This window comes from Spirillospora sp. CA-128828 (assembly GCF_050945415.1).
Lineage (GTDB): Bacteria > Actinomycetota > Actinomycetes > Streptosporangiales > Streptosporangiaceae > Spirillospora.
In genome coordinates, this window is the sequence record NZ_CP191986.1 from 6,767,798 (window position 1) to 6,786,485 (window position 18,688).

Here is an 18,688-nt window from a genome sequence, read left to right on the forward strand (position 1 = left end):
GCGGGTGTGACGCTGCTTGAACGACTAAAGATCGCGGAGGAAGGCGAGCATGGCGCCGGTGACCTCGGCGGGACGTTCCTGCTGCGTCCAGTGGCCGCATCCGGACAGCCAGACGGTGTCGCGGAGGTTGGGCACGAAGTCGGTCATGGAGTCGATCGCGTCGCGGGCGCCGACGGCGACGAGGTCGCGGTCGCCGGCGATGAACAGGGCGGGCGGGCCGATCGGGGCGCGGTGCCAGGCGGCGGTCAGCTCCCAGTTGCGGTCGAGGTTGCGGTACCAGTTGACCGGGCCGGTGAAGCCGCTCTCCGCGTACTCCTCCACGTAGGTCGCGATGTCGTCCTCGGTGAGCCAGCCGGGCAGCTTCTCCGGCTCCGGCAGGACGTCGAGGAAGCCGCCGTCCGGCGGGGCGATCAGCGCGGGGGCGGGGCCGTCGCCCGACGTGGCGTACAGCATGCGGCGGAAGGTGGCCGCCCGGTCACGGTCGAGTTCGGCCTCGGGGAGGTCCGGCTGCTGGAAGCGCACCATGTAGAAGCCGTCGCCGAACAGGCCGCGCATGGCCTCGACCGGCGGCCTGCTGCTGCGCGGACGGTGCGGGACCGACATCCCGATCACCCCGCGGACCTTGTCCGGGCGCATCTGCGCGACGGCCCACGCGACGGGCGCGCCCCAGTCGTGGCCTGCAACGACGGCGCGTTCGGCGCCGAGCGCGTCGATGAGCCCGACCGCGTCCCCGGCCAGGTGCAGGATCGTGTACTGATCGGTTTCGGCGGGGCCGCCCGTCCGGGCGTAGCCGCGCTGGTCGGGGGCGACGGCGTGGAAACCGGCGTCGGCGAGCGCGGTGAGCTGGTGGCGCCAGGAGTACCAGCATTCGGGGAAGCCGTGCAGGAGCAGGACGAGCGGCCCCTCGCCCGCCTCGGCGACGTGCATGCGCAGTCCGCTGTCCGACCGGACGAGGCGATGCGTGATCTCGGTCATCGATATCCCTTGCGGCGTGGGCGGACTGTGGGGGCCAACGCTAGCCCGGCGGGTTCGCGGGCGGGACGCGGGATGGGGAACGACGCGGATGCCGAGGGCCCATACCGTCCGCGGGTGGATTGTGTGTGCGGGGCACATGGGAGGGCGGGGTCCCGCTTCGTAGGTTCTGCGCATGACGAGCGTGACACCGCGGCCCGCCGCGGGGACTTCGGGGACGCTGGATCTGGCGGGCCGGCGCGCCCTGGTCACCGGCGGTGCGGGCGGCATCGGCCGCGCCTGCGCCCGGCGGCTGGCGGCGGCGGGCGCCGAGGTGGTGGTGGCCGACATAGACGGGGACGCCGCGCAGCGGACCGCGGCCGAGATCGGCGGTGTCCCGCTGCTCGCCGATCTGGCCGACGTCGAGTCGCTCGGCGGGCTGGCGTCCGGGGTCGACATTCTCGTCAACAACGCGGGCATCCAGCATGTGGCGCCCATCCATGACTTCCCGCCCGAGACGTTCGCGCGGATCCTGCGGCTGATGCTGGAGGCGCCGTTCCGGCTCGTCCGGGACGCGCTGCCCGGCATGTACGAGCGGGGATGGGGACGCATCGTCAACATCTCGTCCGTCCACGGGTTGCGGGCGTCGCCCTACAAGTCGGCCTACGTGACGGCCAAGCACGGCCTTGAGGGGCTGTCCAAGGTGATCGCGTTGGAGGGGGCCGCGCACGGCGTGACGTCCAACTGCGTCAATCCCGCCTACGTCCGGACGCCGCTGGTGGAGAGCCAGATAGCCGACCAGGCGCGCACGCACGGCATGCCCCCGGACGAGGTCGTCGAACGCGTCATGCTGGAACACGTGGCCGTGAAACGGCTGATCGAGCCGGACGAGGTGGCGGAACTCGTCGCCTACCTGTGCTCGACGCAGGCGTCGATGGTGACCGGCGCGTCCCTGGCTCTCGACGGCGGCTGGACGGCGCACTGAGAATGGGCCGTATGACCTGCGGCGTCTTCCTCGAACTGCTGGCCCGCGAGGCCTCCCCCGTCGAGTTCGAGGGTCCCCTCGTCCAGGCGCGGGCCGAGGGCGCCTCGCCGGCCGTCCTGGAGGAGCTGGAGGCGGCCAAGCTGGCGGCGCTCCGGGTCCGGACGATCATGCGGCGGCACGCCCGCCGGGAGACGGAGCTGGCGGCGCTGTTCGACACCGCGGGCGACCTCGCCGGGCTGCGCGACCTCGACGCGGTGCTGGAGGCGATCACCCGCCGCGCCCGGCGGCTGCTGAACGCCGACATCGCCTATCTGACGCTGAACGACGACGAGCGCGGCGACACCTACATGCGGGTGACGGACGGGTCGGTGTCGGCGGCGTTCCGGCGGCTGCGGCTGCCGATGGGCACCGGGCTCGTCGGACTGGTCGCGCAGACCGCGATGCCCTACAACAGCGCCCACTACCTCGGGGACGCCCAGTTCCAGCACCGCGGTTTCATCGACGACGCGGTCTCCGAGGAGGGCCTGGTCGCCATCCTCGGCGTGCCGATGCGGCTGGGCAGCCGCGTCATCGGCGTCCTGACGGCCGCGAACCGGAGCGAGCGTCCGTTCGACCAGGAAGAGGTGGCGCTGCTCGGTTCCCTGGCCGCACATGCCGCGATCGCCATCGACAACGCCCGCCTTCTGGAGGAGACCCGCACCGCTCTGGAAGAACTGAGCGGCGCCAACGAAGAGGTCAAGGCGCGTAGCGCGGCCGTAGAGCGGGCGGCGCGCGCGCACGACCGGATGACCGCCGTTGTGGTCAGGGGCGGTGGCGTCGAGGACGTCGGCGCGGTGGTGACCGAGTTGCTGGGCGGCACCCTGCACGTGCTGGACGCGGACGGCCGCCACCTCGCGACGACCGGCGTGGCGTCGGCGCCGCTCAGCGATACCGAGCTGGTCGGCGTGTCGGCATCGGCGCACTCTGCGCGCGCGCAGGGCCGGACGGTCCGGCGCGGCGATCTGTGGATCGCCTCGGTGTCCACCGGTGACGAGATGCTCGGCACGCTGGTGCTGCGCACCGCCGACGAGGTGGACGACGCCGACCAGCGGATCCTGGAGCGCGCCGCGCTCGTCACCGCGCTGCTGCTGCTGTTCCAGCGCAGCGTCACCGAGGCGGAGGGACGGGTCCGCGGCGAACTGCTGGACGACCTGCTCTCCGGCCGGCGGGCGGGCGCGGAGGCGCTCACGGCCCGGGCACGGCGCGTGAACGTCGATCTGGACGCCCCGCACGTCGTGCTGTGCGCCAAGTACGACTCCCGGGAGCACCGGCAGCGAGCCGCGTTCTGGGCGTCGTCCTTCGCGGCCGTGGAACACGGGCTGGCCGCCTCGCGCGCGGATGAGATCGTCCTGCTGCTGCCGGGCGACCGGCCGGGCGACACCGCGCGCCGGGTCGCCAAGGAGCTCGGCGCCTCCCTCGGCGGTCCGGCCACGGTCGGCGCGGCCGGGCCGGTGCGCGGTCCGGGCGGGGTCGCGTCGGCGCACCGCGAGGCGCAGCGCTGCGCCGACGCGCTGCTGGCCCTCGGGCGCCTCGGCGACGGCGCGGGCGCGTCCGAGCTCGGCTTCGTCGGCCTGCTCATCGGGGACGACCGCGACGTTACGGGCTTCCTGGCAAGCGCGCTCGGGCCGGTCCTCGATTACGACGAGCGTCGTGGCACGTCCCTCGTCCAGACCCTTGAGGCCTACTTCGGCACCGGCGGCAGCCTGTCGCGGACGGCGGAGCGCCTGCACATCCACGTGAACACCGTCAGCCAGCGCCTGGACCGCATCGCCCGCCTCCTGGGCGACGACTGGCAGACCCCCGAGCGCGGCCTGGAACTCCAGCTCGCCCTCCGCCTGCACCGCCTTTCACGCTGAACACGGCGCGCCGCCCGCATGGGCGGCACGCCGCGTGCGCGGTTCGATGTCAGACGGAGGCGCCGACCTTGCTTTCGCTGGTCTCGGGAGCGGGACGCCGGCGGGCCGTCCGGGCGGCGACGAGGTCGCGGGCGGTACCCCAGACGCCGCGGCGGAACAGCAGCACGACCAGGATGAAGATCGCGCCGGTGATGATCCCGGTCTCCTCGAAGCCGGCCGTGGCCAGGTAGTCGTTCAGCTCCACGACCAGCGCGGCGCCGATGGCCCCGCCCCACAGCGTGCCGATGCCGCCGAGGACGACCATCATCACGGCTTGCCCCGAGGTCGTCCAATAGACGCCCTGAAGGGAAGCGAAGCCGTGGCCGATGGTGAACAGTCCGCCGGCCAGGCCCGACAGGGCAGCCGACAAGACGAAGGCCACCAGCTTGTAGCGGTCGATGCTGTAGCCGAGTGCCCGCGCCCTGTTCGGATTGTCGCGGATGGACATCAGGACGCGTCCGAAGGGGGAACGGACGATGCGCCATGCAATGGCCAGTCCCATTAACACGAACGGGAGTGCCGCGTAGTAGAAGTAGAACGGGTCTGACAGGTCGACCCCGAAGAATTCTCTGGGGATGCTTTGCAGGCCGTTCTCTCCCCCGGTCGCGTCCCTCCACTGGTTGGCCACGAAGTAGACCATCTGCGCGAAGGCCAGGGTGACCATGGCGAAGTAGATGCCGCGCAGTCTGACCGACAGGAAACCGATCGGGACGGCGAGGGCGGCCGCGAACGCCGCTCCGCCCAGCACGGCCACTGGGAAGGGCAGGCCGGAGTGCAGCGCGATCAGCCCGGTCGCGTACCCGGAGCCTCCCCAGAAGGCGGCGTGCCCGAACGAGAGGAGCCCGGTGAAGCCGAGCAGCAGGTCGACGGCGGCGGCGAACAGCGCCCAGCAGACGATGTCGAGCGCGACCGGCGGATAGATGAACCACGGCAGGACGAGCGCGACCACGATCCCGGCGGTCAGCAGGAACGGCCGTCCGGCCAGCCTGGAGAGGATCACAGGGCCTCCTCGCGTCCGAACAGGCCGGCGGGGCGCCACAGCAGCACGACGGCCATGAGGATGAACACCAGCGTCTGCGAGAGCGACGGGACGTAGTAGTTGCCGAGGGCCGAGACGAGCCCGACCGCGAATCCGGCGGCGACCGAGCCGAACACCGACCCGAGCCCGCCGATCACCACCACGGCGAACACCGTGATGATCAGGTCGGAGCCCATCAGCGGGTTGACCGCCCGCATCGGCGCGGCGAGGACGCCGGCGAACGCGGCGAGGGCGATGCCGAACCCGAAGACGGGCGTCACCCAGCGGGCGACGTCGATGCCGAGCGCGCGGGACAGTTCGGGACGCTCCGTCGCCGCCCGGACGATCATGCCGACGCGGGTCCGGGTGAGCACCACCCACACGACCCCGCACACCAGCACCGACACCCCCAGCACGAACACCTGGTAGGCCGGGTAGGTGAACAGGCCGAGGTCGATCGATCCGCCCAGCGCCGACGGACGCGGATACGGCTGCGACTGCACGCCGTACTGCCGCTTCACCAGGTCTTGCAGGATCAGCGCCAGGCCGAAGGTGAACAGGAAGTTGTAGAGCGGATCCAGGGGCGCGAGACGGCGGATGAAGAGCCGCTCCAGGACCACGCCCACGACGCCCAGCACGACGGGGACGATCGGCAGCGCCAGCCAGAAGTTCACGCCGAACGAGTCGAGCAGGATGTACGAGCCGAACGCGCCGAGCATGTAGAACGCGCCGTGCGCGAAGTTGACCACGCCCAGCATTCCGAAGATGACGGCCAGGCCGAGGGCGAGCAGGGCGTAGAACGCCCCGCCCACCAGCCCGTTGAACGCCTGTTGCAGCACGTCGCCGCCCGCCTAGAGCTTGCAGGCCGGGTCGGGCTGCTGGAACGCCTCCGCCGCCGGGATCGTCTTGAGGATCTTCTCGTAGTCCCACGGCTCCTTGACCTCGCTCGCGGGCTTCACCTGGGCGGCGTAGGCGTCGTGGGTGAGCAGGTGGTCCTCGGGGCGGATCGTTCCGGTGGAGGTGAAGACGTCGTTGACCTTGTGGCCTTCGAGCTGCTTCACCACGCCGTCGGACTTGTCGGTGCCCCCGCGCTGCACGGCCTCCAGGTACTGCAGCGCCGCCGAGTAGTCGGCCGCGTGCACGGCCGTCGGGCGGGCGCCCGTCTTGGCCTTGAACTTGTCGGCCCAGGCGCGGTTGCCCTGGTTGGCGTTCCAGTACCAGAAGTCGGTGAAGTGCGTCCCGGCGAGGGCGTCCGAGCCGAGCGAGTGGATGTCGGTCAGGAACATCAGGCCCACGGCGAGGCCCACACCCTTGTCGCGCAGCTTGTACTCGTTGTACTGCTTCACCAGGTTGACGAGGTCACCGCCCGCCTGCATGGCGCCGAGCACCTGCGGCTTGGGGTTCAGGCCGGGCGCCTTCAGCAAGAACGTGGAGAAGTTGTCGTTGGGGAACGGCGTCGGATCGCTCTTCACGACGTTGCCGCCGGCGCCCTTGACGGCCGTGGTGAACGTCTTCTGCATGTCCTGGCCGAACGCGTAGTCCGGGTAGACGATGTACCAGTTCTTGGCGCCGTCCTTGGTCACCCCGGTGCCGGTGCCGTGCGCCAGCATGTAGCTGTTGTAGCCGTAGTGGAAGGTGTACTTGTTGCACTGCTTGCCTTCCAGCTCGGTGGTCGCAGCGCCGACGTCGATGAAGACCTTCTTCTTGTTCTTGGCGACGGTGGCGACGGCGAGCGCGGCGGACGAGGTCGGCACGTCCACGATCAGGTCGGCCTTCTGCCGGTCGTAGAGCTCCTGAGCCTTGGAGTTGGCGACCTCGGGCTTGTTCTGGTGGTCGGCGGAGACGACCTCGATCTTGTCGGTCACGGCCTTGTCGCCGTACTTGGCCTTGAAGTCGGCGACGGCCATCTTCACCGCCTCGACCGCGTTCTTGCCCGACAGGTCCGCGTACACGCCGGACTGGTCGGTCAGCACCGCCAGGACGATCTTGTCATCGCTGATCTTGCCCCCGCCCCCGCCGGGTCCGCCCGCGCAGCCGGCCAGCAGCGCTCCGGCGGTCGCGAGCGCGGCCGAACGTCCCAAAACTCTCATGGGGTTGCTCCCTAGATTCCGAGGTACTGCAGGAGTTCGCTCTCGCGGGCGCGGACCTCGTCGTTGTCCATGGACTCGACGATCCGGCCCTCGGCGAGCAGGTGGTGGCGGTCGGCGACGGTCGCGGCGAAGTGCACGTTCTGCTCGATCAGCAGGACGGTCACCCCGGCCGCCTTGACCTCGCGGAGGATCTCGCCGATCTGCTGGACGATCAGCGGCGACAGGCCCTCGGTGGGCTCGTCGCACAGCAGCAGCCGGGCGCCGGTCCGCAGCACCCGGGCGAGCGCGAGCATCTGCTGCTCGCCGCCCGACAGCTTCGTCCCGGGGAACCGGCGCCGCTCCTTGAGGCGCGGGAACGTCGTGTACACCCGCTCCAGTGACCACGGGTCCGGCCCCATGACAGGAGGCAGTGTCAGGTTCTCCTCCACCGAGAGCGTGGCGAAGATGCCGCGATCGTCCGGGACGTAGCCGAGGCCGCGCCGCGCGCGCTTGTGGGAGCTCAGTGCGGAGATGTCCTCGTCCAGGAAACGCACCGTCCCCGACACGCCCTGGTGGAGGCCCATCAGGCTGCGCAGGAGCGTTGTCTTGCCGGCGCCGTTGCGCCCGACGAGGGTGACGATCTCGCCCTCGTCGACGTGCAGCGACACCTCGCGCAGGGCCTGGGCCTCGCCGTACCAGGCGGACAGTCCGTCAATGCGCAGCATTGGAGTCTCCGAGGTAGGCGGTGACGACGCGGGGGTCGTGGCGGATCTCGGCGTAGGGCCCCTCGACCAGGACCTGGCCGTGCTGCAGCACGGTGACGCGGTCGGCCAGGCTGGAGACGACGCTCATGTTGTGCTCGACCAGCACGACCGTCCGCCCGGCGCGCACCTTCTTGATGAGCTCGACGGTCCGGCCGACGTCCTCGACGCCCATGCCGGCGGTCGGCTCGTCCAGGAGCAGCACCTTGGGGTCGAGCGCCAAGGCCAGCGCCAGTTCCAGCGCGCGTTTGCGCCCGTAGGCCAGCGAGCCCGCCGGGACCTCCGCGTGCTCGTCCAGGCCGACCTGGCCGAGCAGTTCCGCGGCGCGCGCGGAGTAGCGTCCGAGCGCCTTGTCCGACCGCCAGAACCGCCAGCCGAGCCCGGTGCGCCCGGCGAGCGCGAGTTCCACGTGCTGCCGCGGCGTGAGCTCGGCGAACAGGCTCGTGATCTGGAACGACCTGGCGAGCCCCAGCTTCGCGATCCGCTCGGGCCGCCGTCCGGCCAGCTCGTGCCCGCCGAGCCGGACGCTGCCCGCGGTCGGCTTCAGGAACCCGGTGAGCAGGTTGAACAGCGTGGTCTTGCCGGCGCCGTTCGGGCCGACCAGCGCGTGGACGGACCCCTCGGCCACGTCGAGGTCCACGCCGTCCACGGCGCGGAAGCCGCGGAACTCCCTGACCAGGCCGCGCGCCGCCAGAACCGGGGCCTCCGGAACGGGGTCGCCCATGCGCCCTCCTCACGCTCGTCATGGACGGCCTGAACCACGCCGGGCCGCCGTGACCGGGAACGCTAGGTGGGACCCGCAGGCCGGACCATGTGAGCGGGCCCCACATTCGGACACTCCGATACGGGTGTGAGCCACATCACGTGCAGGTCACGACCATGGGCACATGGCGGCCCCGGCCGATATGTGGCCGGGCCACGTGGTCGTGGTCACAAGCGGCGCTCACCATGACGGCACCTGACGTCCGTCCCCCGAGGAGCCGGAATGCCGATCGTCCGCACCGCCCTGACCGCCGGCGCTCTCACCGCCGCCCTGGCCTCGCCGGCACACGCGCACGACGGCCCCGGTTGCGGGTCGGGGCTCACCGTGCCGGGAGCGGAGAAGCAGGTGGCCGCCTGCCTGGACGACCTCACCACGGCGGGAACGACCGGCTCGGGCCATACCGTCCCCGCAGACTGGGCCGGCCTGCACGCCGCCGGGACGCGCAACCCGGCCGGTGTTCCGGGCATCCAGCTGGACGGCTACTTCCCGGACACCTCCACGACCAACGCCAACAACGGCTGGAACCACGACGCCCAGTTCGTCGTCCGCCTGCCCGAGCGCTGGAACGGCGGCCTCGTCGTCGCGGGCTCTCCCGGCACCCGGCGCCAGTACGCCAACGACTTCACCATCTCCGACTGGGCGCTCGCCAAGGGCTACGCCTATGCCGCGACGGACAAGGGCAACACGGGCACCGAGTTCTACAAGGACGGCCGCCGCCCCGGCGACGCCGTCGTCGAATGGAACGACCGGCTGACCCAGCTCACGCGAGCCGCCAGGAAGGTCGTCGCGGAACGGTACGGCCGCTCCCCGCGCCGCACCTACGCCGCGGGCATCTCCAACGGCGGCTACCTCGTCCGCTGGCAATTGGAGAACCACCCGGAACTGTACGACGGCGGTATCGACGCGGAAGGCACGCTCTGGCGCGCCGGCGGCCCGAATCTCTTCACCTACCTGCCGCCCATCCTCCGCGCCTACCCGTCGTACGCGGCCACCGGCGACCCGTCCGCCCACAAGGCGCTTTTGAAGGCGGATCTGGCCCCCGGATCGGAATTCCTCTGGCCATTCCACGACCAGATCTATTGGGGACTCACCCAGCGCATCTACCGCGAAGAGTTCGACCCCGCCTACACGGGAGAGGAGGCCGCCTACAACTACGCCGCACGCCCGAAGAAGGTCCACCGCGCCGTCGCCCGTGTGGCCCTCACCGGCCGAATCCGCAAACCCCTGATCACTCTTCAGGGAACCTACGACTCGCTCCTGCCGATCAAAACCGACTCCGACTTCTACGCGAAACTCGTCCGCGTCGGCGGAAAGGCTTCCTACCGCTATTACCGCGTGGAAGCCGCCAACCATGTCGACGGCCTGTACGACTCCTACCCGGATCGGCTGCGACCGCTCCTGCCCTGCATGCGGTCGGCTTTCACGGCCCTGGAGTCCTGGACGCAGGGCGGCACGCCCCCACCGGCGAGCGCCACGCTCTCCCGCCCCGCATCCGGCGACATCGTCAACACCTGCTCACTCGACTCTTGAACGAGGTGCCCCGCCATGAAACGCACCCCCTTCCTCGCGGCCGCCGCACTCGCCTTGGCGACCGTCACCGCCTCTCCCGCGTCCGCGTCCGCCCCCGCGGCGCTTCCCCGCCACACGATCAGCGCCTCGTTCGTCAGCGGCGTCTCCTCCGGCGGGTACATGGCCGACCAGCTCCATGTCGCGTACTCCGGGACGTTCAAAGGCGCCGGCATCTTCAGCGCCGGGCCTTATCACTGCGCGAGAGGCAACGTGACGACGGCGCAGCTCGCGTGCATGAACGACCTCTACGACGACAATCCCGCAGAATTGGAGCGGACCGCCCGCGACCGGGCGTCACAGGGAAGCATCGACCCCGTGGCCAATCTGTCCGGGCATCCGGTATGGATCTACCACGGGACGAACGACTCCACGGTGAAGCAATCGGTGAACGACGACCTCGCCGGGTTCTACGGGAATTTCGGGGCCGCCGTCTCCTACACGAAGACCTCGCCGGCCGGGCACGCCTGGGTGAGCCCGATCGGGCCGAATCCGTGCTCCGCCACCTACACCCCGTACGTCAACAAGTGCGGTGACGATCCCGAAAGCGCGATGCTGGGGCACCTGCTCGGCTCGGTGGCGGGTCCCGCGTCCGCTCCCGGCGGCACGCTCACGCAGTTCGACCAGAACGCCTATGCGCCGGGCGGGAGCGCGTCGTCCATCAGCATGGATGCGACAGGCTTCGTGTACGTCCCACCGGCATGCGAGTCGGCGTCATGCCGGCTGATGGTGGCGCTCCACGGCTGCCAGCAGGGGCGGAGCGTCGTCGGGACGACGTTCGCGACGAAGGCGTATCTCAACGAGTACGCCGACACCAACAACATGATCGTCCTGTACCCGCAGGCCACCGCGTCGAGCTGGACGGGCGGCAACCCGCAGGGCTGCTGGAACTGGTGGGGCTACGGCGGCGACACCGCCTACGACATGAAGGGCGGCAAGCAGATCGAGACCATCATGCGCATGGTCCACGCCCTGGGCGGCTGACCGTCAGAGCTTGGCCCGCGTCCACGCGACCAGATCGCCGGCCGGAAGGGTGTTGACGATCTGGGACGCGGGCACCGCGCACCGGGCGGCTCGCTCGCAGCCGAAGGGCTGCCAGTCGAGCTGCCCCGGCGCGTGGGCGTCGGAGTCGACGGAGAACCGGCAGCCCGCCTCGACCGCGAGACGCAGCAGGCGTTTGGGCGGGTCGAGGCGTTCCGGACGGGAGTTGATCTCGACGGCGACGTCGTAGGCGGCGCAGGCGTCGAAGACGAGGGCGGCGTCGAACTCCGACTCCGGGCGCAGGCCGCCGCGCTTGCCGCCGGCTTTGACGATCCGCCCGGTGCAGTGCCCGAGGACGTTCACCCGCGGGTTCGCGATCGCGGCGACCATGCGCTTCGTCATCGCGACGCGGTCCATGCGGAGCTTGGAGTGGACGCTGGCGACGACGACGTCGAGGCGGTCGAGCAGATCGGCGTCCTGGTCGAGGGCGCCGTCCTCCAGGATGTCCACCTCGATGCCGGTGAGTATGCGGAAGGGCGCGAGGTCCGCGTTGAGTTCGGCGACGACATCGAGCTGGCGGCGCAGGCGGTCGGCCGACAGGCCGTTGGCGACCTTCAGGCGCGGCGAGTGGTCGGTGAGCGCGAGGTACTCGTGGCCGAGGGACCGGGCGGTCTCGGCCATCTCCAGGATCGGGGACCCTCCGTCCGACCAGTCGCTGTGGGTGTGCAGGTCGCCCTTCAGCGCGGAGCGGAGCGCGGCCGTGGTCTCGTCCAGCGGCTCGCCCTCGGTGGCCTCCAGCCGCCGCAGGTAGACGGGGGTCTCGCCGCGCAGGGCCTCCTCGATCACCAGGGCGGTGACCTTGCCGATGCCGGGCAGCGCGGTCAATGTCCCGTCGCGGGCACGGTCGGCCAGCTCGCCGGAGGGCGTCTGCCCGGCGAGGTCGGCGGCCGTGCGGAACGCCCGGACGCGGTAGGTCGGCTCATGGGCGCGCTCCAGGAGGAACGCGATCCGGCGCAGCGCTTCGACGGGCTCCACGCCTCGCACGGTACCCAGGTATGACCCGGCGCGTCCCACCGCGGTGTCATCCGAGTGAGACCGGGCCTCTCTAGCCTGGGGCTCATGGCCGGGGAGAATCTGACACTGCGGAGCGTCCTGCGCGACGTGCTGCTGGCCGCCGCCGTGACCGGCAAGGCGGACCCGGCCCCGCTGAACCGGCCGTGGCCGCTGCTGCTGCGGTGGACGCGGTACATCGGCGTCGGGCGGCTGCCGTACGGGGTCGTGACGAACCTGTTCGGGCTGGCGCTCACGGCCGGGCTGGTCGCTGGGACGGTGTCGCTGCTGACGACCGAGACCGCGCGGCGCGGCATCGACGTGTCCGACGGGACGAAGCTGTTCATCGCGGTCGCGGTGACGGCGCCGCTCGCGCTGCGGGACCGGCATCCGCTCGGCGCGTGGCGGCTGAGCTTCGTGTCGATGGCGCTGATCGACGTCGACGGGTGGCTGACCGTCCCGTACGTCCCGGCGGGCACGTTCGCGGCGATCGTGTGCGTGTACACGGTCGCGGTGCGCTGCTCGCGCGACATCACCCTGGGCGTCGGGATCATCTCCTTCGCCGGGGTGTGGCTCAAGGACCCGGAGACCGGGCCCGGCGCGTCGGTGCTGCTCCTGCTGCCGCTGGCCGTCGGCTACGCCGTCCGCGTCCGGCAGACGTCGCGGCGCGAGCTGGCCGAGCAGGAGAGGCGGCACCAGGACGCCGAGGCGGTGCTGACCGAGCGGCAGCGGATCGCGCGGGAGCTGCACGACGTCGTCGCGCACCACATGTCCATGATCGCGATCCAGGCGGAGGCGGCGCCGTACAAGGCCGAGGACGTCCCGGACGAGACGCGCCGGGACCTGGCGGAGATCCGCGCGACCGCCCTCGACGCGCTGACGGAGCTGCGCCGGATCCTCGGTGTGCTCCGCGCGGAGGACGGCGCCGAGACCGCGCCGCAGCCGAGCCTTGAGCGGCTGGACGAACTCGTCGGCAACGCGCGGGGCGCCGGCCTGCGCGTCGAGACCCGGCTGCGCGGCGACCTCGCCGGCCTTCCGCCGGGCGTGGGGCTCACCGCGTACCGGATCCTGCAGGAGGCGCTGAGCAACGCCATGCGGCACGCACCCGGTTCGCGGGTGGAGGTCGAGGTGTCCCACGAGGACGGCATAGTGTGGCTCGGCGTAGTCAACGGCCCGGCCCGCGACGGCCAGGCCGGCGGCATGCCGCTCCCCGGCGGCGGCCACGGGCTGGTCGGGATGCGGGAGCGGGCCGCCGCGCTGGGCGGCGAGCTGACCGCCCGCCCGACCCCCCAGGGAGGATTCGCCGTGACCGCCAGCCTGCCGGTGAAGACGCGGGACGCGACGTGACCATCCGGGTCGTGATCGTCGACGACCAGGGCATGGTGCGCACCGGATTCGGCGTGCTGCTCAACGCCCAGCCCGACATCGAGGTCGTCGGCGAGGCCGTCAACGGCGAGGAGGGCGTGCGCCGCGTCGCCGAGCTGCGTCCCGACGTGGTGCTGATGGACGTCCGGATGCCGGTGATGGACGGCCTGGAGGCGACCCGCCGGCTGCTCGACGGCGCCATGGACGGCGCCCCGAAGATCCTCATGCTGACGACGTTCGACCTGGACGACTACGTCTACGCGGCGCTGCGGGCCGGGGCCAGCGGGTTCCTGCTGAAGGACGCCTCCGCGACCGAGCTCGCCGAGGCGGTGCGGGTCGTGGCGGCGGGCGACGCGCTGCTGTCCCCGTCCATCACCCGGCGGCTCATCGCGGAGTTCTCCCGGCTCGGCGGGCCGCGGGCGCCGTCCCGCAAGCGGCTGGACGAGCTGACCGAGCGGGAGACCGAGGTCCTCGCGCTGGTGGCGCGCGGGCTGTCCAACGGCGAGATCGCCGGGCGGCTCGTCGTCGCCGAGCAGACCGTGAAGACGCATTTCGGGCGGATCCTGATGAAGCTCGGGCTGCGCGACCGCCCGCAGGCGATCGTCTACGCGTACGAAGTGGGGCTGGTGCGCCCCGGCGACTGATACCTCGGTCGCATCCGTCGCACCGGGGTCGCACGGCGCAAGACCACACCGCCGGTTGATCTCCGCTACGGCGTCCGATTTCTACCTTCCTGATCAGTGCGCAAAAACCACTGACCAGGAAGGACGCACCGGATGCCCAGCGTTCGCACGACCGTCGCCGCCGCGGTCCTGGCCGCGACCGGCTCCACGACCGCCGCGGCCGGACACGCCGAGGTGTACGCGCCGCCGGCCACGGCGCCCGCGCTGTCGGCGTCCACCCTCGACGCCCGCTACCAGGCCACCGGCCAGGACATCACGCGCGCCCTGGTCACGGCGGAGCGCGTACGCGACGAGGCGCGGACGCGGGCGCTGTCCGCTTTCCTGGCGCCCGGCCGGCGGTTCCTGTCGTTCGACCCGCGAGGCAACGGACGGGCCGTCGAGGTCTTGGGCGACCTGGAGCACGCCGACCGGATCGCGGTCGTCGTGCCCGGCGCGGACAACACGCTGGCCAACTACGACTCGCCCAAGTTCGTCGGCGGGGGCAGCCGTGCGCTCTACCGGCAGGCCTCCGCCGACGTGCCCCGAGCGCGGATCGCCGTGATCGCCTGGCTCGGCTACGACACGCCCTCGATGCCGAGCGTCGCGGCCGTGACGAGCGGGCGCGCGGAGGACGGCGCACACGGCCTCGGGCGCCTCCTCACCGGCGTGCACCGCGTGAACGGGCATGCCAGGTTCGCCCTGCTCTGCCACAGCTACGGATCGGTCGTCTGCGGCAAGGCGGCCCGGCACATCGCGCGCCTGCCGGTGGACGAGATCGCTCTGTTCGGCAGCCCCGGCACCACCGTGGAACACGCGTCCGGCCTCGGGACGTCCGCACGGGTCTGGGCGGGCCGGGCCAAGGGCGACTGGATGCGGTACGTGCCCAACGTCCGCTTCGCCGGGCTGGGGTTCGGCGCGGATCCCGTCTCGTCCGGCTTCGGCGCCCTGCGCTTCGACGCCGGGACGGGCCCGCACAGCGGCTACCTGAAGCCCGGCTCCCGCGCGCTCCGCAACCTCGCCCTGATCGCCCTCGGCCGCGACGCGGAGGTCACCCATGCCTGAGGACCCGGGTCGCGACCGGGCCGTGGACGCCCTGCGGGCCTTCGCCATCCTCGGCGTCGTGCTCGGCCACTGGCTGGTCACCGCGTTCGTCGCCGACGGCTGGGGCGGCGACCTGCATGTCACCAGCCCGCTGAAGACGATGCCGGGACTGACCCCCATCACCTGGATCTTCCAGACCCTCGCCTTGTTCTTCCTCGTCGGCGGCTACTCGGCGGCGAAGGGCCTGCGTCCCGGCGAGCCGTGGGGCCGCCGGATGCGGCGGCGCCTGACGCGTTTCGCACGGCCGCTCCCCGTCCTGGCGCTCACGTGGGCCCTGGTGGCCGCGCTCCTGTGGTGGGCCGGGTTCTCCGCGAGCGGCATCCGCACGCTGATCGAACTGGTGCTCAGCCCGCTGTGGTTCCTGTGCGTCTACGTGGCGCTGACCGCGCTCACCCCGCTGATCGCCGCCGCCTGGAACCGGCTCGGACTCCGGGGCGCGGCACTCCTCGTCGGCGCGACCGCGGCGCTCGACCTCGGCCGCTTCCCGCTCGGCGCGCCCGGATGGACGGGCTGGGCCACCGTCCTCACCGCCTGGCTCGTGCCGTTCTACCTCGGCGTCGGCTGGGCGGGCGGGGCGCTGCGCTCCCGCCGGGCCGGGTTCGCCCTTCTCGGCGGGGGCGCCACGGGGGCCGCCCTGCTCGTCCTCTTCGCCGGATACCCGGCGAGCATGGTCGGCGTGCCCGGCGCCGCGACCTCCAACCTCAGCCCGCCGACGCTCGCGGCGGTCGCGTTCGGGCTCGCCCAGACCGGCCTCGCGGTGCTGCTCCACGGGCCGCTGACCCGCTGGACGCGGCACGCCCGGGTCTGGTCGCCGATCCGCGCGGCCAACCGCTCCGCGATGACGATCTTCCTATGGCACCAGACGGCGCTGCTGACCGTCACCGTGGCGGCACTGGCGGCGTTCGGTAGCCTGAGGGGGCTGCACTCCGCACCTGACCAGCCGGAATGGATCGTGGAACGCCTTCCGTGGCTGCTGGTCTCCGGTATCGCGCTCGCCGCGATCCGGGCCCTGGTGGACGGGGGATCCGAACGGCCGGGGCGTCCCGTCCGGGAAAGCGCGCGAAAAAACGTCCGGGGAACCAACTCGATCTCGGACCCGTACATCTCAAGAGGCGTCTCCTGATTCCGGAGGTGAGCCGCGACCCACTGAACGATCTTGGATGGTGGAAACACGACGATGCCGCCGCATCTGACGACGACCTCGCCGCGCCAGCGCCGGCCCCGTGCCCGGCGTTTCCGGAGGGTCCTGGCCGCCGCCGCGTCCATCGGGGTCGTGATGCTGACGACCGCCGGGACCGGGCATGCCGACCCCTACGCCGCGCCGGTCGCCGTCCCCCGGATGGCGCCGTCGACACTGGACGTCCGGTACGCGGCCGAACGCGGGTCCATCGAGGAGGCGCTGAAGACGGCGCAGAAGGTCGGCGACGTCCGCCGAAGCAAAGCGCTCGGGGCGTTCCTCCAGCCCGGGCGCCGCTTCCTCTACTTCGACCCACGCGGCGGTGGACGAGCCATCGAGGTCGTCGGCGACCTCACCAGAGCACGGCGTGTGGCGGTACTCGTCCCAGGTGCGGACACCACACTGTCCGCGTTCGACAAGCGCGGCGGGAAACCGTGGTCGACACCTGGTGGCGGCGCACGCGCGGTCTACACGCAGGCACGCTCCATGTCTCCGGACCCTGGTCTGGCGGTGGTCGCGTGGCTCGGCTACGCGGCGCCCAAGACTTTCAGCAGTGACGTCCTGACCGACGAGAGGGCCGCCGAAGGCTCCGTCCAGCTACGCCACTTCCTGAAGGGCGTGCACCAGGTCAACCCCGGTGCGAGCGTGGGTCTGCTCTGCCACAGCTACGGCTCCGTCGTGTGCGGCCGTGCCGCGCTGGACGGTCCTGACAGCGCCGCCTTGCGGCAGGTCACCGACATCGCCCTCTACGGCAGTCCGGGAACCACCGCCTGGTCGGCCTCCAGGCTGAGCAGCACGGCCCGCGTCTGGGCGGGACGCGGCGCGACCGACTGGATGGAGGACGTCCCCCACGTCCGCATCTTCGGGCTCGGGCTCGGCCCCGACCCGGTCTCCCCCGGGTTCGGCGCACGGGTCTTCGAGGCCGGATCCGGCGGCCACAGCGACTACCTCGCGCCCGGCTCCGCCTCGCTGCGCAACCTGACCGACATCGCACTCGGGCGCCCCTCCAAGGTGACTCCCGGCTGACGCCGGTTTCGTCACTTTCGGACTGGCCACCTGCGGGGTGGTGGCACCCTGGGAAGGTGAACACCGCGAACGAGGCCGAAATCCGCGAGCAGACCACCCAGCGCCTGGAGAAGGCCATGGGGACCTTCGGCACCGCGGCCCTGACCAGCATGGAGGAGCAGCTCCCCTGGTTCCGGCGCATGCCCGCCGACCAGCGCTCCTGGATCGGCCTCGTCGCCCAGGCCGGCATCGCCGCGTTCGTGGAGTGGTTCAAGAGCAACGAGCGGACCCGTCCGGCCATCGCCGGCGAGGTCTTCGGCACCGCGCCCCGCGAGCTGCTGCGCTCCATCAAGCTCCAGCACACCATCGACATGATCCGCGTCATCATCGACGTGGTGGAGACCCGGCTGGACGAGCTCGCCGCACCCGGCGGCGAGGCCCAGCTGCGCGAGGCGATCCTTCGCTACACGCGTGACGTGGCGTTCGGCGCCGCCCAGGTCTACGCGCGCGCCGCCGAGACACGCGCCGCCTGGGACGCACGGCTGGAGGCCCTCGTCGTCAACGCGGTGCTGCGCGGCGAAGTCGACGACGGCATGCACTCCTGGGCCGCCGCGCTCGGCTGGACGTCCAAGCCCGTCACCGTCATCGCGGGGTTCACCCCTGAGGACGAAGAGCCCGAGGTCACCATCGACCAGATGCAGCTGGCCGCGCGCCGCGCGCGCGCCGACGTGCTGGCCGGCGTCCAAGGACACCGGGTCATCGCCATCGTGGGCGGTGACGCCGACCCCCTGGAGGCCGCGCGCCCGATCGCGGCCAAGTGCGGACCCGGCCCGGTCGTCGTCGGCCCGCGGGTGGGCGACCTCTACGACTCCACCCGGTCCGCGCGCGCCGCCGTCGCCGGCCTGCGCGCCGCCGCCGGCTGGCCGGACGCGCCCCGCCCCGTGCAGGCCACCGAGCTGCTCCCCGAACGCGCGCTGGACGGTGACGACGAGGCACGCCGCTACCTGGTGGAGAGCGTCTACAACCCGATGCTCGCCGCCGGCGCCCCGCTGCTCGACACGCTCACCACCTACCTCGAACAGGGCTCGTCGCTGGAGGCGACCGCGCGGCTCCTGTTCGTCCACCCCAACACCGTCCGCTACCGGCTCCGCCGGGTCACCGAGCTGACCGGCCTCGCCCCCACCGACGGCCGCAACGCGTTCACCCTCCGCATCGCCCTCGTCCTGGGCCGTTTCCAGAGCCGCTCTACGCATATTTAGGGTCCCTTGTAGGGGTCGTACAAAGCTCCCTGACCAAAGTT

Annotated in this window: 17 protein-coding genes; 10 read left to right on the forward strand and 7 right to left on the reverse strand. The window is 71.7% G+C overall.

All coding sequences use genetic code 11. The features are described 5' to 3' along the window. Positions 1 to 24: 24 nt before the first annotated feature. Positions 25 to 975 (reverse strand): alpha/beta fold hydrolase, encoded by a 951-nt coding sequence (locus tag ACQPXG_RS32635; protein ID WP_433462976.1) that lies wholly within the window; start codon positions 973 to 975, stop codon positions 25 to 27. Positions 976 to 1,147: 172 nt separating this feature from the next. Between ACQPXG_RS32635 and ACQPXG_RS32640 the strand changes: the two genes are divergently transcribed. Both ACQPXG_RS32640 and ACQPXG_RS32645 read left to right on the forward strand, forming a co-directional pair. Beyond that, on the forward strand, positions 1,148 to 1,936 hold the full coding sequence (locus ACQPXG_RS32640) for a 3-hydroxybutyrate dehydrogenase (protein ID WP_433462977.1): 789 nt from the start codon (positions 1,148 to 1,150) through the stop codon (positions 1,934 to 1,936). 11 nt (positions 1,937 to 1,947) lie between these two features. Continuing rightward, entirely contained in the window at positions 1,948 to 3,831 is a 1,884-nt protein-coding gene (locus ACQPXG_RS32645; protein ID WP_433462978.1) for a helix-turn-helix domain-containing protein, read from the forward strand. 49 nt (positions 3,832 to 3,880) lie between these two features. Here the strand turns inward: ACQPXG_RS32645 and ACQPXG_RS32650 are convergent, their stop codons facing one another. From ACQPXG_RS32650 to ACQPXG_RS32670, 5 genes are read right to left on the reverse strand one after another with little or no spacing between them, the layout of a single operon-like run. Beyond that, entirely contained in the window at positions 3,881 to 4,870 is a 990-nt protein-coding gene (locus ACQPXG_RS32650; RefSeq protein WP_433462979.1) for a branched-chain amino acid ABC transporter permease, read from the reverse strand. After that, the gene (locus ACQPXG_RS32655) at positions 4,867 to 5,727 is read right to left on the reverse strand and encodes a branched-chain amino acid ABC transporter permease (protein WP_433462980.1); all 861 of its coding nucleotides are present in this window, start codon (positions 5,725 to 5,727) and stop codon (positions 4,867 to 4,869) included. The genes ACQPXG_RS32650 and ACQPXG_RS32655 overlap by 4 nt, the downstream gene beginning before the upstream one ends. A gap of 12 nt (positions 5,728 to 5,739) precedes the next feature. Further along, entirely contained in the window at positions 5,740 to 6,978 is a 1,239-nt protein-coding gene (locus tag ACQPXG_RS32660; protein WP_433462981.1) for an ABC transporter substrate-binding protein, read from the reverse strand. A gap of 11 nt (positions 6,979 to 6,989) precedes the next feature. Continuing rightward, complete coding sequence (locus ACQPXG_RS32665) at positions 6,990 to 7,682, reverse strand: ABC transporter ATP-binding protein (RefSeq protein ID WP_433462982.1); 693 nt, start codon at positions 7,680 to 7,682, stop codon at positions 6,990 to 6,992. Then, positions 7,669 to 8,442, reverse strand: a complete 774-nt coding sequence (locus ACQPXG_RS32670) for an ABC transporter ATP-binding protein (protein WP_433462983.1) — start codon at positions 8,440 to 8,442, stop codon at positions 7,669 to 7,671. Before ACQPXG_RS32670 ends, ACQPXG_RS32665 begins: the two co-directional genes overlap by 14 nt. A gap of 261 nt (positions 8,443 to 8,703) precedes the next feature. On the opposite strand from ACQPXG_RS32670, the gene ACQPXG_RS32675 reads away from it, so the two are divergent. Both ACQPXG_RS32675 and ACQPXG_RS32680 read left to right on the forward strand, forming a co-directional pair. Then, the gene (locus ACQPXG_RS32675) at positions 8,704 to 10,011 is read left to right on the forward strand and encodes a tannase/feruloyl esterase family alpha/beta hydrolase (protein ID WP_433462984.1); all 1,308 of its coding nucleotides are present in this window, start codon (positions 8,704 to 8,706) and stop codon (positions 10,009 to 10,011) included. A gap of 15 nt (positions 10,012 to 10,026) precedes the next feature. After that, positions 10,027 to 11,031: an extracellular catalytic domain type 2 short-chain-length polyhydroxyalkanoate depolymerase gene (locus ACQPXG_RS32680; RefSeq protein WP_433462985.1), complete on the forward strand. Its 1,005-nt coding sequence runs from the start codon at positions 10,027 to 10,029 to the stop codon at positions 11,029 to 11,031. 3 nt (positions 11,032 to 11,034) lie between these two features. Here the strand turns inward: ACQPXG_RS32680 and ACQPXG_RS32685 are convergent, their stop codons facing one another. Then, positions 11,035 to 12,063 (reverse strand): PHP domain-containing protein, encoded by a 1,029-nt coding sequence (locus ACQPXG_RS32685; RefSeq protein ID WP_433462986.1) that lies wholly within the window; start codon positions 12,061 to 12,063, stop codon positions 11,035 to 11,037. A gap of 84 nt (positions 12,064 to 12,147) precedes the next feature. Here ACQPXG_RS32685 and ACQPXG_RS32690 point away from each other — a divergent pair, with 84 nt between their 5' ends. The 6 genes from ACQPXG_RS32690 (at position 12,148) to ACQPXG_RS32715 (ending at position 18,647) form a co-directional block, all read left to right on the forward strand. After that, a complete protein-coding gene (locus tag ACQPXG_RS32690; protein ID WP_433462987.1) occupies positions 12,148 to 13,425 on the forward strand; it encodes a histidine kinase in 1,278 nt (425 codons plus the stop codon). Further along, positions 13,422 to 14,087: a response regulator gene (locus ACQPXG_RS32695; protein WP_433462988.1), complete on the forward strand. Its 666-nt coding sequence runs from the start codon at positions 13,422 to 13,424 to the stop codon at positions 14,085 to 14,087. The genes ACQPXG_RS32690 and ACQPXG_RS32695 overlap by 4 nt, the downstream gene beginning before the upstream one ends. Positions 14,088 to 14,219: 132 nt before the next feature. After that, positions 14,220 to 15,167 (forward strand): alpha/beta hydrolase, encoded by a 948-nt coding sequence (locus ACQPXG_RS32700; RefSeq protein ID WP_433462989.1) that lies wholly within the window; start codon positions 14,220 to 14,222, stop codon positions 15,165 to 15,167. Beyond that, positions 15,160 to 16,329, forward strand: coding sequence for an acyltransferase family protein (locus tag ACQPXG_RS32705; RefSeq protein WP_433462990.1), 1,170 nt, complete (start codon positions 15,160 to 15,162; stop codon positions 16,327 to 16,329). Before ACQPXG_RS32700 ends, ACQPXG_RS32705 begins: the two co-directional genes overlap by 8 nt. Before the next feature lie 54 nt (positions 16,330 to 16,383). After that, the gene (locus tag ACQPXG_RS32710; protein WP_433462991.1) at positions 16,384 to 17,409 is read left to right on the forward strand and encodes an alpha/beta hydrolase; all 1,026 of its coding nucleotides are present in this window, start codon (positions 16,384 to 16,386) and stop codon (positions 17,407 to 17,409) included. A 56-nt stretch (positions 17,410 to 17,465) separates the two neighbouring features. Next, positions 17,466 to 18,647 (forward strand): PucR family transcriptional regulator, encoded by a 1,182-nt coding sequence (locus ACQPXG_RS32715; RefSeq protein ID WP_433462992.1) that lies wholly within the window; start codon positions 17,466 to 17,468, stop codon positions 18,645 to 18,647. The last annotated feature ends 41 nt before the right edge of the window (positions 18,648 to 18,688 follow it).

Excerpts from the sequence above, each read along its gene's own strand:
- ACQPXG_RS32635 (WP_433462976.1), bottom strand. The coding sequence starts at position 975 with ATGACCGAGATCACGCATCGCCTCGTCCGGTCGGACAGCGGACTGCGC.
- ACQPXG_RS32640 (WP_433462977.1), top strand. The coding sequence starts at position 1,148 with ATGACGAGCGTGACACCGCGGCCCGCCGCGGGGACTTCGGGGACGCTG.
- ACQPXG_RS32645 (WP_433462978.1), top strand. The coding sequence starts at position 1,948 with ATGACCTGCGGCGTCTTCCTCGAACTGCTGGCCCGCGAGGCCTCCCCC.
- ACQPXG_RS32660 (WP_433462981.1), bottom strand. The coding sequence starts at position 6,978 with ATGAGAGTTTTGGGACGTTCGGCCGCGCTCGCGACCGCCGGAGCGCTG.
- ACQPXG_RS32665 (WP_433462982.1), bottom strand. The coding sequence starts at position 7,682 with ATGCTGCGCATTGACGGACTGTCCGCCTGGTACGGCGAGGCCCAGGCC.
- ACQPXG_RS32670 (WP_433462983.1), bottom strand. The coding sequence starts at position 8,442 with ATGGGCGACCCCGTTCCGGAGGCCCCGGTTCTGGCGGCGCGCGGCCTG.
- ACQPXG_RS32675 (WP_433462984.1), top strand. The coding sequence starts at position 8,704 with ATGCCGATCGTCCGCACCGCCCTGACCGCCGGCGCTCTCACCGCCGCC.
- ACQPXG_RS32680 (WP_433462985.1), top strand. The coding sequence starts at position 10,027 with ATGAAACGCACCCCCTTCCTCGCGGCCGCCGCACTCGCCTTGGCGACC.
- ACQPXG_RS32690 (WP_433462987.1), top strand. The coding sequence starts at position 12,148 with ATGGCCGGGGAGAATCTGACACTGCGGAGCGTCCTGCGCGACGTGCTG.
- ACQPXG_RS32700 (WP_433462989.1), top strand. The coding sequence starts at position 14,220 with ATGCCCAGCGTTCGCACGACCGTCGCCGCCGCGGTCCTGGCCGCGACC.
- ACQPXG_RS32705 (WP_433462990.1), top strand. The coding sequence starts at position 15,160 with ATGCCTGAGGACCCGGGTCGCGACCGGGCCGTGGACGCCCTGCGGGCC.
- ACQPXG_RS32710 (WP_433462991.1), top strand. The coding sequence starts at position 16,384 with ATGCCGCCGCATCTGACGACGACCTCGCCGCGCCAGCGCCGGCCCCGT.